The sequence below is a fragment of the Comamonas terrae genome, assembly GCF_001544075.1.
In the GTDB taxonomy this organism is placed as follows: domain Bacteria; phylum Pseudomonadota; class Gammaproteobacteria; order Burkholderiales; family Burkholderiaceae_C; genus Comamonas; species Comamonas terrae.
The window spans coordinates 391,334-404,409 of sequence record NZ_BCNT01000005.1; the positions used below are offsets into that span (position 1 = coordinate 391,334).

The 13,076-nt window shown below is 67.5% G+C and carries 11 protein-coding genes; 10 read left to right on the plus strand and 1 reads right to left on the minus strand.

Annotated elements, in window-relative coordinates; all coding sequences use genetic code 11:
- Nucleotides 1–105: 105 nt before the first annotated feature.
- Complete coding sequence (locus Cte04_RS10220; protein WP_066476105.1) at nucleotides 106–474, plus strand: YXWGXW repeat-containing protein; 369 nt, start codon at nucleotides 106–108, stop codon at nucleotides 472–474.
- 139 nt (nucleotides 475–613) lie between these two features.
- Here Cte04_RS10220 and Cte04_RS10225 read toward each other — a convergent pair whose 3' ends face one another.
- Nucleotides 614–1,519, minus strand: coding sequence for a LysR family transcriptional regulator (locus Cte04_RS10225; RefSeq protein ID WP_066476108.1), 906 nt, complete (start codon nucleotides 1,517–1,519; stop codon nucleotides 614–616).
- Nucleotides 1,520–1,637: 118 nt separating this feature from the next.
- Between Cte04_RS10225 and Cte04_RS10230 the strand changes: the two genes are divergently transcribed.
- The 9 genes from Cte04_RS10230 (at nucleotide 1,638) to Cte04_RS10270 (ending at nucleotide 13,042) form a co-directional block, all read left to right on the plus strand.
- The gene (locus tag Cte04_RS10230) at nucleotides 1,638–3,758 is read left to right on the plus strand and encodes a 3-hydroxyacyl-CoA dehydrogenase NAD-binding domain-containing protein (RefSeq protein ID WP_066476109.1); all 2,121 of its coding nucleotides are present in this window, start codon (nucleotides 1,638–1,640) and stop codon (nucleotides 3,756–3,758) included.
- Between the two features lie 158 nt (nucleotides 3,759–3,916).
- Nucleotides 3,917–5,113 carry an acetyl-CoA C-acyltransferase gene (locus Cte04_RS10235; protein ID WP_066476110.1) on the plus strand — a complete coding sequence of 399 codons (1,197 nt, stop codon included), beginning with the start codon at nucleotides 3,917–3,919 and terminating at the stop codon, nucleotides 5,111–5,113.
- Between the two features lie 117 nt (nucleotides 5,114–5,230).
- Nucleotides 5,231–6,427 (plus strand): acyl-CoA dehydrogenase family protein, encoded by a 1,197-nt coding sequence (locus Cte04_RS10240; protein WP_066476114.1) that lies wholly within the window; start codon nucleotides 5,231–5,233, stop codon nucleotides 6,425–6,427.
- Nucleotides 6,428–6,446: 19 nt separating this feature from the next.
- Nucleotides 6,447–7,583 carry an acyl-CoA dehydrogenase family protein gene (locus Cte04_RS10245; RefSeq protein ID WP_066476116.1) on the plus strand — a complete coding sequence of 379 codons (1,137 nt, stop codon included), beginning with the start codon at nucleotides 6,447–6,449 and terminating at the stop codon, nucleotides 7,581–7,583.
- A gap of 144 nt (nucleotides 7,584–7,727) precedes the next feature.
- Nucleotides 7,728–8,519 (plus strand): oxepin-CoA hydrolase, alternative type, encoded by a 792-nt coding sequence (locus Cte04_RS10250; RefSeq protein ID WP_066476119.1) that lies wholly within the window; start codon nucleotides 7,728–7,730, stop codon nucleotides 8,517–8,519.
- 89 nt (nucleotides 8,520–8,608) lie between these two features.
- The gene (locus tag Cte04_RS10255; RefSeq protein WP_066476121.1) at nucleotides 8,609–9,844 is read left to right on the plus strand and encodes a CaiB/BaiF CoA transferase family protein; all 1,236 of its coding nucleotides are present in this window, start codon (nucleotides 8,609–8,611) and stop codon (nucleotides 9,842–9,844) included.
- A 77-nt stretch (nucleotides 9,845–9,921) separates the two neighbouring features.
- Nucleotides 9,922–10,929 carry a Bug family tripartite tricarboxylate transporter substrate binding protein gene (locus Cte04_RS10260; RefSeq protein WP_066476123.1) on the plus strand — a complete coding sequence of 336 codons (1,008 nt, stop codon included), beginning with the start codon at nucleotides 9,922–9,924 and terminating at the stop codon, nucleotides 10,927–10,929.
- Between the two features lie 109 nt (nucleotides 10,930–11,038).
- Nucleotides 11,039–12,037, plus strand: coding sequence for a Bug family tripartite tricarboxylate transporter substrate binding protein (locus Cte04_RS10265; protein ID WP_066476125.1), 999 nt, complete (start codon nucleotides 11,039–11,041; stop codon nucleotides 12,035–12,037).
- Nucleotides 12,038–12,067: 30 nt separating this feature from the next.
- Complete coding sequence (locus Cte04_RS10270) at nucleotides 12,068–13,042, plus strand: NAD(P)H-dependent flavin oxidoreductase (protein WP_066476127.1); 975 nt, start codon at nucleotides 12,068–12,070, stop codon at nucleotides 13,040–13,042.
- The last annotated feature ends 34 nt before the right edge of the window (nucleotides 13,043–13,076 follow it).

A 13,076-nucleotide genomic window follows, 5' to 3' on the forward strand; every position in this document is an offset into this window, starting at 1 on the left:
GGCTGCGGCCGATCTTTACGTCCGCTTCACAAGCCCCTGTCAACAACCGGCAGGGGCTTTTTCGTTGAAGCAGCAGGGGCGCCGAAGCGCTTTCAAGGAGTTGTCATGCAATCGTCTTCTTCGGTGGGGTTCCGCCGCTTTCTGCCTGCAGTGGCCCTGGCAGGCGCCTGCGCCGCGCTTGCCGGCTGCGTGGTGGCGCCGGCCTATCCGGCCTACGGGTACGACACCACCATCGCGGGCGATGTGTATGCGCCCATGGCTCCGCCGCCGCTGCAGGCCGAGGTGATCCCGGTGGCGCCGTCGCCGGCCTATGTCTGGATCGGCGGCTCCTGGGGCTGGTCGGGCGGCGGCTACCGCTGGAACCCGGGCCGCTGGGCCATGCCGCCGCGCCCCGGCTACGGCTGGCATCCCGGCGGATGGAACCATGGTCCGCGCGGCTGGTATGGCCGGGGCGGCCACTGGGGGCCTAGGTAAGGCTCCCCATGAGCCGCTTTGCGGCTTCCCTTTGAGGGGGACGACGCCTTCAGCTAGGCGCCCCCGCCGCGAGGCGGCTCTTGCTCGGCGTCTCTGGCTTAGGCCACGCCAGTTTGGGGTGTTTGCTTTTTTCTAGACACTAACTTTCGGGAGGTGCCGGCTTGCTGCCGGCCTTCTCGAGCAGGAAGTCGATGCAGGTGCGCACGGCCCGCGTCTGGTGGCGGTTGGGCAGGTACAGCAGGTACATGTGCGTGCCGAAGATGCTCAGCCGGTATTCCTCCAGCGTGGTCAGCACCTCGCCGCTGGCCACCTTGTCCTGCACCACGTAGTCGGGCACCAGGCCCACGCCCAGGCCCGCGAGAATGCCCTGGCGCAGGAACGGGAAGTGCTCGGAGATCATGGTCGGCTCCAGCAGCACTTCCTGCCGCTCCATGCCCTGGTAGGCGGACAGCCGCAGCTGGCGGCCCACCACGCCGGCCGTGATCAGCGGGCTGTTGCGCAGATCGTAGAGCGTGGCCGGCAGGCCGTGCTGCCGGGCATATTCGCGCGAGGCGCAGGCCACATAGCGCACGTTGCCCAGGCTGCGCGCGATCACCGACAGCGGCGGCTCCTGGATCACGCGGATGGCGATGTCCACCTCGTCGCGCAGATTGTCGGCACGGTTCTCGAACAGCACGTCCAGCACGATGCCCGGATACAGGCGCTTGAACTCGATCAGCCAGTCGCTCATCACGATCTGGCCGTAGCCGCTGGGCACGCTGATGCCCACGCGCCCCTGCAGGCCCTGGCCCAGCGAGGTGACGGTCTCGCGCGCGGCCTGCATCTCGTTCTGGATGGTGCGCCCGTGCTCGTACAGGCGCAGGCCCACCTCGGTGGGCTCCACGCGGCGCGTGGTGCGCTTGACCAGCTGCACGCCCACGGATTTTTCCAGCTGCGTCAGGTGGTAGCTCACGTTGGCGCGCGTCATCTTGAGTTTGCGCGCCGCCTGGCTCAGGTTGCCGCTGTCGATGATTTCCACCAGCAGCGTCAGCGCATTCAAATCCACCGCGGCCTCCTTTGTTCAAAATTACTTGACGCTCTGTCAATCTGGCTATGGATTGTAAAGACCCATTATCGGAATAAGAATGGGTGCTTCCTGTGACGAGTTAACCGGAGACAAGCGCATGAGTTCTGCAGCCGAGGCCCCCGTGGTCCAGACCCGCCGTGACGGCGATGTGCTGGTGGTGAGCATCAACAACCCTCCCGTCAATGCCCTGGGCCAGGCCGTGCGTGCCGGCCTGCTGGCCGCCATCGAGCAGGCCGATACCGACGCCGGCGCGCGCGCCGTGCTGATCGTGGGCGAGGGCAAGGCCTTCATTGCGGGCGCCGACATCCGCGAATTCGGCAAGACACCCCAGCCGCCGTCGCTGCCCGAAGTCTGCAACCGCATCGAAGCCTCGAACAAGCTCGTGGTCGCCTCCATCCACGGCGCGGCCCTGGGCGGCGGCCTGGAAGTGGCCCTGTCGGCCCACTACCGCGTGGCACTGCCCGCTGCCAAGCTGGGCCTGCCCGAAGTCAGCCTGGGCCTGCTGCCCGGCGCCGGCGGCACGCAGCGCGCGCCGCGCCTGATGGGCGTGAAGGCCGCCGCCGACCTCATGCTCAGCGGCAAGCACCTGTCGGCCAAGGCCGCCCAGGCCGCCGGCCTGGTGGACAAGCTGGCCGAGGGCGAGGATCCCGTGGCCACGGGCCTGGCCTATGTGCAGGAGCTGCTGGCGCAGGGCGCCAAGCCGCGCCGCACGCGCGACATCGAGATCGCCGACAAGCCGGCCGCGCTGGCCGAACTCGACGCGCTGGCCGCCGAGACCGCCAAGAAGAGCCGCGGCCTGTTCTCGCCGCTGAAGATCGTGGAGTGCGTGCGCGCCGCCGTGGAGCTGCCCTTCGACCAGGGCCTGGCCCAGGAACGCGCATCGTTCATGGAATGCCTGGCCAGCCCCCAGCGCGCGGGCCTGATCCATGCCTTCTTCGCCGAGCGCGAGACCGCCAAGATTCCCGAGGCCAAGGCGGCCCAGCCGCGCCATTTCTCCAGGATCGCCGTGATCGGCGGCGGCACCATGGGCGCGGGCATCACGGTCTCGGCCCTGGACGCCGGCCTGACGGTGACCATGATCGAGCGCGATGCCGAATCCATCGCCCGCGGCCAGGCCAATGTGGAAAAGGTCTACAACGGCCTGATCGCCAAGGGCCGCATGACCGAGGAGGCCAAGGCCGCCATCATGGCCCGCTACACCCCCAGCACCTCCTATGACGACATCCGGGACGTGGACCTGGTGATCGAGGCCGTGTTCGAGGACATCGAGGTCAAGAAGGCCGTGTTCAAGGAACTGGACCGCGTCTGCAAGCGCGGTGCCGTGCTGGCCACCAACACCTCGTACCTGGACATCGACGCCATCGCCGCCGCCACCTCGCGCCCGCAGGACGTGATCGGCCTGCACTTCTTCAGCCCGGCCAACATCATGAAGCTGCTGGAGATCGTGGTGCCCGCCAAGGTCGCGCCCGATGTGGTGACCACGGCCTTCGAGCTGGCCAAGAAGATGAAGAAGGTGCCCGTGCGCGCCGGCGTGTGCGACGGCTTCATCGGCAACCGCATCCTGGCCGTGTACAAGCAGGCCGCCGACTACATCATGGAAGACGGTGCTTCGCCCTACGAGATCGACGAGGCCGTGCGCGGCTTCGGCTACCCCATGGGCCCGTTCCAGGTCACCGACCTGGCCGGCGGCGACATCGGCTGGGCCACGCGCAAGCGCCGCGCCGCCACGCGCGACCCCAAGGCGCGCTATGTGGAGATCGCCGACCGCATCTGCGAGCGCGGCTGGTTCGGCCAGAAGACGGGCCGCGGCTTTTACCTGTACCCGCAGGGCGCCCGCGTGGGCCAGCCCGACCCCGAGGTGCTGGCCATCGTCGACGCCGAGCGCGCCAAGAAGGGCATCACGCCGCGCAAGTTCACGGCCGACGAGATCATGCGCCGCTACATGGCCGCCATGGTCAACGAAGGCGCCAAGGTGCTGGAAGAGGGCATCGCCCTGCGTCCGCTGGACATCGACGTGACCTTCCTGTCCGGCTACGGCTTCCCGCGCTTCCGTGGCGGCCCCATGAAGTGGGCCGACATGACGGGCCTTCCCAAGGTGCTGGCCGACATCCGCGAATTCGCCAAGGAAGACGCGCTGTTCTGGAAGCCCGCGCCCCTGCTGGAAAAGCTGGTCGCCGAGGGCCGCGACTTCGACAGCCTCAACAAGAGCGCTGCCTGAGCCAGGGCCGGTTTTCCCTGAAAAGGGAAGAAAAAACAGGAGCTGCCTTCGCTTGATGGAAAAGGGAATTGGATAGAAAAATATCTGTTTCCCTTATGAACAATGCGCAGGCAGCTATCAAAAAAGCAGAAGAAACTTTCAAGAGACAAGGACCGAAAATGCGCGAAGCCGTCATCGTTTCCACCGCCCGCACGCCCCTGACCAAGTCGCACCGCGGCGAGTTCAACATCACGCCCGCCGCCCAGCTGGCGGCCTTCTCGGTCAAGGCCGCGGTCGAGCGCTCGGGCATCGACCCGGCCCTGATCGAGGACCTGGTCCTGGGCTGCGGCAACCCCGACGGCTTCCAGGGCCGCAACCTCGGCCGCCAGGCCGTGCTGCGCGCCGAGCTGCCGCTGTCGATTGCCGGCACCACCATCACGCGCTACTGCGCCTCGGGCCTGCAGTCCATCGCCGTGGCGGCGGGCCGCATCGTGGCCGAGGGCGTGGACGCCATGATCGCCGGCGGCGTGGAGACCATCTCCGGCATCCGCGCCGGCAACAACCTGCCCACCGACATGGACCCGTGGCTGGTCGAGCACAAGCCCGAGCTGTACATGGCCATGATCGACACGGCCGACATCGTGGCCAAGCGCTATGGCATCAGCCGCGAGGACCAGGACGCCTTCTCGCTGCAAAGCCAGCAGCGCACGGCCGCGGCCCAGGCCGCCGACCTGTTCAAGGACGAGATCATCGCCTGCGCCACGCGCATGGCCGAGAAAAACAAGGACACCGGCGAAATCACCTACCGCGAGGTGGTGGCCACCAAGGACAACTGCAACCGTCCCTCGACCACGCTCGAAGGCCTGCTCAAGCTGGAGCCCGTCAAGGGCGAAGGCAACTTCATCACGGCCGGCAATGCTTCGCAGCTTTCGGACGGCTCCTCGGCCTGCGTGCTGATGGAGGCCAAGCAGGCCGAACGCCTGGGTCTCCAGCCCCTGGGCGCCTTCCGCGGCTTTGCCGTGGCCGGCTGCGAGCCCGACGAAATGGGCATCGGCCCGGTGTTCGCGGTGCCTAAGCTGCTGGCGCGCCACGGCCTCAAGGTCGAGGACATCGATCTCTGGGAACTCAACGAAGCCTTCGCCTCGCAGGCCCTGTACTGCCAGCGCAAGCTGGGCATCCCCAACGAGCGCCTGAACGTCAACGGCGGCGCCATCTCCATCGGCCACCCCTTCGGCATGACGGGCGCGCGCCTGGCCGGCCACATCCTGCTCGAAGGCCAGCGCCGCAAGGCCAAGGACCCGTCGGTGAAGTGGGGCGTGGTGACCATGTGCATCGCCGGCGGCATGGGTGCTGCGGGCCTGTTCGAGATTTTCTGATACCCCCTGATCGCTGCGCGCCTTCCCCCGGGATGGGGCGAGAGCCTCGCAGCGGGGCGGGGCCGCTCCGGTTTGGAGGCGAAGGCGCATGACGCCATGGATTACTGAGGAATAGCAATGGATTTGCAATTTACGACCGAAGAACTGGCCTTCCGCGACGAAGTGCGGGCCTTCCTCAAGGACAAGCTGCCCGAGGAGCTGGCCCACAAGGTCAAGAACGGCCTGCGCCTGACCAAGCAGGACATGGAGCGCTGGCACGCCATCCTCAACGAGCGCGGCTGGCTGGCCAACCACTGGCCCGAGCAGTACGGCGGCCCGGGCTGGAGCGCGGTGCAGAAATTCATCTTCGAGCACGAATGCGCGCTGGCCGGCACGCCGCGCATCGTGCCGTTCGGCCTGTCCATGCTGGGCCCGGTGCTGATCAAGTACGGCAACGAGCAGCAGAAGAACTACTGGCTGCCGCGCATCCTCAACGGCGCCGACTGGTGGTGCCAGGGCTATTCGGAGCCGGGTTCGGGCTCGGACCTGGCCTCGGTCAAGACCACGGCGGTACGCGACGGCGACCACTACATCGTCAACGGCCAGAAGACCTGGACCACGCTGGGCCACCACGCCAACATGATCTTCTGCCTGGTGCGCACCAACAAGGAAGTCAAGGCCCAGGCCGGCATCAGCTTCCTGCTGATCGACATGAACACGCCCGGCGTGGAAGTGCGCCCCATCATCACGCTGGACGGCGAGCACGAGGTCAACGAGGTGTTCTTCACCGATGTGAAGGTGCCTGTCGAGAACCTGGTGGGCGAGGAGAACAAGGGCTGGACCTATGCCAAGTACCTGCTGACCTACGAGCGCACCAACATCGCGGGCGTGGGCTTCTCGGTGGCCGGCCTGGAAAAGCTCAAGGTGGTGGCCGACCGCGTGCAGTGCAACGGCAAGCCCCTGTCGCAGGACCCGCTGTTCGCGGCGCGCCTGGCCAAGGTCGAGATCGACCTGGAGAACATGAAGACCACCAACCTGCGCGTGATCGCCGCCGTGGCCGGCGGCGGGGTGCCCGGTGCCGAAAGCTCCATGCTCAAGATCAAGGGCACGGAAATCCGTCAGGAGCTGCTGTCGCTGACGCGCCGCGCCATGGGGCCCTACGCCGCGCCCTTCATCGAGGAAGCGCTGCACGCCGGCTACAGCGAGCCCGCCATCGGCGACGAGGCTGCCGCATCGGCCGCCGCCTCCTATTTCAACTACCGCAAGCTGTCCATCTTCGGCGGCTCCAACGAAATCCAGAAGAACATCATCTCCAAGATGATCCTGGGCCTCTGATCCGGCAAGGAAACGGAATATGAACTTCGAACACACCGAAGACCGCCGCATGCTGGCGGACAGCCTCAACCGCTTTGTCTCCGAGCAGTACGCCATCGAGGCGCGCAACCAGCTGGCCTATGGCGCCGAAGGCCACAGCCCGCAGCTGTATGCCCAGTTCGCCGAGCTGGGAGCCATCGGCGCGCTGTTCCCCGAGGACGTGGGCGGCTTTGGCGGCAAGGGTTTCGACATCAGCGTGATCTTCGAATGCCTGGGCCGCGGCCTGGTGGCCGAGCCCCTGCTGGGTGCGCTGGTCGTGGGCCAGGCCCTGGTGCAGGCCGGCAGCGATGCGCAGCAGCAAAAGCTCGAAGGCATCATCGCCGGCACCACGGTGGCGGCGCTGGCGCATGACGAGCCGGGCAGCCATTACGAGCTGAACAACGTGTCCACCACGGCAAAGCGCGAAGGCGACGGCTGGGTGATCGACGGCGCCAAGGGCGTGGTGGCCTTCGGCGAGAAAGCCGACCTGCTGCTGGTCTCGGCCCGCACCTCGGGAAGCCAGTTCGACACGCAGGGCATCAGCCTGTTCCTGGTGCCCGGCGACGCCCCCGGCATTGCCAGGCGCGGCTACAACCGCATCGAAGGCGGCCGCGCTGCCGAGCTGCGCTTCAACCAGGTGCGCGTGGGCGCCGATGCGCTGCTCTCGGCCGAGGGCCTGGGCCATGGCGTGCTCGAGCGCATCGCCGGCTACGGCGTGCTGGCGCTGGCCGCGGAGGCCGTGGGCGCCATGGACGTGGCCAAGGACCAGACGCTGGAATACCTGCGCACGCGCAAGCAGTTCGGCGTGGCGATCGGTACCTTCCAGGCCCTGCAGCACCGCATGGCCGATCTGCTGCTCGAGGTCGAGCAGGCGCGCTCGGCCGTGATCAACGCCGCTGCCGCCATCGACGAGGAGGACGTGCTGGCGCGCGAGAAGGCGCTGGCTGCCGCCAAGTACAGCATCGGCCGCATCGGCACGCTGGTGGCCGAGGAAAGCATCCAGATGCATGGCGGCATCGGCATGACCTGGGAGCTGCCGCTGGCCCACTATGCCAAGCGCCTGGTGATGATCGACCACCAGTTCGGCGACGAGGACCACCACTTGGCGCGCTATATCGCGCTGAACCAGAAAAATTGAAGTTCCCCCCGAGTCGCTGAGATCATCCCCGTGAAAAGAGGGGGACGGCGGCCTTTGCTGCGGGACGGCCCTTGCCGGCCGTCCGCCGTGGGGGCCGCGCAGGTTTGAGCGCTGAGGGAAGAACGGACCTTGAGGAGAACGAATGTGAGCCAAGCCCTGCTGACGCGCCGCGAAGGCGCCGTGCTGGTCCTGTCCAACAACAACGTGGCGGCGCGCAATGCGCTGTCGCCCGAGTTCTATGCGGCCGTGACGGCGGCGCTGCGCGATGCGGCCGCCGATCCGGCGGTCGGCGCCATCGTGCTCACGGGCGAGGGCGGCCACTTCTGCGCGGGCGGCGACCTGCGCCAGCTGGCCAGGCGCCGCGAACTGCCGGTGCAGGAACGCCGCGCCAAGCTCGAAGGCCTGCACGACCTGATCCGCAGCGTGCGCGAATGCCCCAAGCCGGTGATCGCCGCCGTCGAGGGCGCGGCCGCGGGCGCCGGCCTGTCGCTGGCGCTGGCCTGCGACATGCTGGTAGCTGCGAAGAATGCCGTGTTTTCGGTGGCCTATGTCAAGGTGGGCCTGACGCCCGATGGCGGCGCCACGGCCTTCCTGGCCGAGTTCGTCTCGCGCCAGCTGCTGACCGAGCTGTGCCTGACCGGCGAGCGCATCAGCGGCGAGCGCCTGCATGCGCTGGGCCCGGTCAACCGCCTGGCCGAGCCCGGCCAGGCGCTGGCCGATGCGGTGGCGCTGGCCGGCCAGCTCGCCGGCGGTCCCGGCCAGGCCATGGCCTGGATCAAGGACCTGTGCCGCCAGGCGCCACGCAACACGCTGCAAGAGCAGCTGGAGCTGGAGGCGCAATACATGGTGCGTGCGCAGGAGACCGAAGAGTCGCGTGAAGGCATTGGCGCCTTCCTCGAAAAGCGCACGCCCGACTTCACCCAGCTGCGCCGTTGAGCCAGCCATCCCGGCCGCCAGGCGGCCGGGATGCTCGACATGCATGGCGCCGCAAGGCGCCGATTTCCGGAAATTCAAGGAGACAAGCCATGGCCACCACCGAGCCGACCCAGGACATCGACTTTCCGCTGGAGGGAGTGCGGGTGCTCGATCTTTCGCGCGTTTTTGCCGGGCCCATGTGCGCCATGGTGCTGGCCGACTTCGGTGCCGAGGTGGTCAAGGTCGAACATCCGGGCCGCGGCGACGACACGCGCGACTGGGGCATCCGCATCGGCAAGACCGAGACCACCTACTACAACAGCATGAACCGCAACAAGCGGTCCATCACCATCGACCTGCAAAGCCCTGCGGGCCTGAAGCTCATCCACGAGCTGCTGCCGCAGTTCGACGTGGTCATCCACAACTTCAAGACCGGCGGCGCCGAGAAGCTGGGCCTGGGCTACGAGCAGCTCAAGGCCATCAAGCCCGACCTGGTCTATTGCGCCGTGGCCGGCTACGACAGCAGCGGGCCCGAGGCCAAGCGCCCAGGCTACGACCTGGTGATCCAGGGCGAGGCCGGCCTGATGGCGCTCAACGGCGAGGCCAACACGCCGCCGCTGAAGTTCGGCGTGGCCGTGGTCGACCTGATGACCGGCATGTATGCGGCCCAGGCGATCCTGGCGGCGCTGTTCCGCCGCGAGCGCACGGGCAAGGGCCGCCTGATCGAGATGGCGCTGTACGACTGCGGCCTCACGATCACGGGCTACTACGGGCTCGATGCGCTGCAGCTGGGCCGCGACCCCGAGCGCTACGGCAACGCCCATCCGTCCATCGTGCCCTACGGCATGTACGAGGCCGCCGACGGCCCGCTGATCATTGCCGTGGGCAACAATGCCCAGTTCGACAAGTTCTGCCGCCTGTGCATAGAGCGCCCCGACATCGTCGAGGACGAGCGTTTCGCCACCAATGTGAACCGCGCCAAGCACCGACTGGAGCTGTCGCCCATGCTCAAGGAGCTGATCCGCTCCTTCCCGCGCGATGTGCTGCTGGAGCGCCTGACGGCCGCCGGCATTCCCTGCGGCAAGGTGGCGGGCCTGCATGAGGCCCTGACCAGCGAGCGCACGCAGCGCGGCCGCCTGGTGCAGGACATGCCCCATCCCGTGGTCGGCACCACGCCGGTGTTCGCGCCGCCGTACCGCCTGGACGGCCGGCGCCTGCCCATCCGCAACGCGCCGCCCACGCTGGGAGAGGGCACGCGCGAGGTGCTGCAAAAGCTCCTGTCGCTGAGCGACGCGCAGCTGCAGGCCCTCAAGGACGAGGGCGTGCTGACCCTGCCCCAGGACTGACATTGAGCCCGCCTCGCCTCCCCACGCCGCACCAAGACGGCAGGGCGGCGGCTGCAACCCAACACAGGAGACAAGCCATGAACCATTCCATCACGCGCCGCGACATGCTGCAGGGCCTGGCCGCCATCGGCGGCGCCAGCCTTCTGGACGGCAGCGCCCTCGCGCAGGCCGCCAGGCCGGCCTGGCCCAGCAAGCCCATCCGCCTGGTCGTGCCCTTCAATGCGGGCGGCGCCACCGACATCATTGCCCGTACCGTGGGCGAGGTGCTGGCCAGGCGCACCGGACAGCCCGTGGTGGTCGACAACAAGGGCGGCGCCGCCGGCATCCTGGGCACGGATGCCGTGGCCAAGGCCCAGCCCGACGGCCATACGCTGCTGCTGTCGCTCAGCACCTCGATGCTGATCAACCAGTTCCTCTACACCAAGCTGCCCTACAACCCGCAAAAGGACCTGGCCCTGGTCAGCCAGATCGCGGCGGCGCCGGTCACGCTGGTGGTGCATCCCTCGGTGCCGGCCAGCAACATGAAGGAACTGCTGGCTTATGTGAAGGCCCACAAGGGCAAGCTGTCCTATGGCTCCTGGGGCGTGGGCTCGTATGCCCACCTGGCCGGTGCCTACATGAGCAAGACCATGGGCGCCGACATGACCCATTCGGCCTACAAGGGCGAGGCGCCCATGATCCAGGACCTGATCGGCGGCCAGCTGCAGCTGTGCTTCTCCAGCGCGCTCAACACCAAGCCTTTCATCGAATCGGGCCGGCTCAAGGCCATCGGCGTGACCGGCAGGCAGCGCATGGACATCCTGCCCAAGCTGCCCACGATCCACGAGCAGGGCGTGACCGACGATGCGTACTCCATCTACGGCTGGGTGGCCATGGGCGCCCCCGCGGGAACGCCGCGGGAGATCGTGGACCAGCTCTATGCCCATCTGCACGAGATCGGCAAGGACCCCAAGGTGCTGGAGCGCATCGCCGGCGCCGGCTTCATGCCCATGATGAACAGCCCCGCGGCCTTCCGTGAGAACTATCAGCGCGACATGCCCATCTGGAAGTCGCTGGTGGAGGCGGCCGACGCTAGATTGGATTGATGACCCCTGAGCCGCTGCGCGGTTTCTCCCCCGAGGGGCGGCTCTTGCTGGCCGTCTCTGGTTTGGCGATGCGCAGCGCCCGGGATGTTTGTAGATGACAGGAGACTTTATGCACCAACTCAATCTTCGACGACGCGCCGTTCTGGCCATGGCTGCGGCCCCGCTGCTGGCGGGCGCGGCCGGCAGCGTCCTGGCCCAGCAGTCGGGCTGGCCCGACAAGCTGGTCCGGCTGGTCGTGCCGTTCCCGGCGGGCGGACCCACCGACACGGCTTCGCGCATCGTCGGCCAGAAGCTGGGCGAGCGCCTGGGCCAGACCGTGGTGGTGGACAACCGCCCCGGCGCCTCGGGCTCCATTGCAGCCGCCCAGGTCATCAAGGGGGCGCATGACGGCTATACGCTGATGACGCTGGCCACGCCCACGCTGCTGGCCCCGCACCTGTACAAGAAGGCAGGCTACGACAGCGCCAGGGACTTCGTGCCCGTGGCCATGTTCTACGACCTGCCCATCGTCATCGTGGTCAATCCCAAGCTGCTGCCCGAGGTGACGGACCTGCAAAAGCTCATCCAGCACGCCAAGGCCGAAAAGACGCCGATGAACTACACCAGCGCGGGCAACGGCAGCTTCGGCCATCTCAGCATGGAGCTGCTCAAGCAGATGGGCGGCTTCGACATGCAGCACGTGCCCTACAAGGGCAGCGCCCCGGCCATCACCGACACCATCGGCGGCCAGGTGCCCGTGATGTTCTCCGACCTGATCGCCGCGCTGCCCCACATCCAGTCCGGCAAGCTGCGCGCCATCGCCGTGGGCTCGCCCCAGCGCGTGGGCACGCTGCCCGAGGTCAAGACCGTGGCAGAGCAGGGCTTCAAGGGCTATGAGGCCGTGTCCTGGGGCGGCATCGTCGCGCCTCCGGGCACGCCCAAGGCCGTGGTCGACCGCGTGGCCGGCGAGGTCAAGCAGATCCTGGCCGACAAGCAGGTGCAGGAGCGCATGGCCGGCTCGGGTGCCTTTGCCCACTTCGAGGACCCGGCGGCCTTTGGCGCGCGCATCAGGCAGGACTACACCAAGTGGGGCCAGCTGATCCGCGAAAAAGGCATTGCGGCCGAATAAGCCGCTGATTCAATGACTGGAGGAGCCTCCATGAAGACACGCATCACCGAACTCTTCGGCATCGAGCATCCCATCATCCAGGGCGGCATGCACCATGTCGGCCTGGCCGAGCTGGCCTCGGCGGTTTCCAACGCCGGCGGTCTGGGCATCATCACGGGCCTGACGCAGCGCACGCCCGAGCTGCTGGCCAGGGAAATCGCGCGCTGCCGCGAGATGACCGACAAGCCCTTCGGCGTGAACCTGACCTTTCTGCCCTCGGTCAATCCGCCCGACTATCCGGGCTATGTGAAGGCCATCACCGACGGCGGCGTAAAGATCGTCGAGACGGCCGGCAACAACCCGCAAAAGTGGATGCCCGCGCTCAAGGAGGCCGGCATCAAGGTCATCCACAAGTGCACCTCGGTGCGCCATGCGCTCAAGGCCGAGGCCATCGGCTGCGACGCCATCAGCGTGGACGGCTTCGAATGCGGCGGCCATCCGGGCGAGGACGACATCCCCAACTTCATCCTGCTGCCGCGCGCCGCCGAAGAACTCAAGATTCCCTTCGTCGCCTCGGGCGGCATGGCCGACGGCCGCTCGCTGGTGGCCGCGCTGGCGCTGGGCGCCGAAGGCATGAACATGGGCACGCGCTTCATTGCCACGCAGGAGGCGCCGGTGCACGACAACGTCAAGCAGGCCATTGTCGCGGCCAGCGAACTCGATACCCGCCTGGTCATGCGCCCGCTGCGCAACACCGAGCGCGTGCTGACCAACAGCGCCGTCGAGCGCCTGCTGCAAAAGGAGCGCGAGCTGGGCCCGGCCATCACCTTCGAGGACATCCTGCCCGAGGTGGCCGGCGTCTACCCGCGCATCATGCAAAACGGCGACATGGAGGCCGGCGCCTGGTCCTGCGGCATGGTCGCTGGCCTGATCCGCGACGTGCCCACCGTGCAGCAATTGATCGACTCCATCATGGCGCAGGCCCACGCACTGATCGCAGAGCGTCTGGCCGGCGTGCTCCGTTAACTCTTCAGCAAGGAACCCCGGAATGAAAATTCTC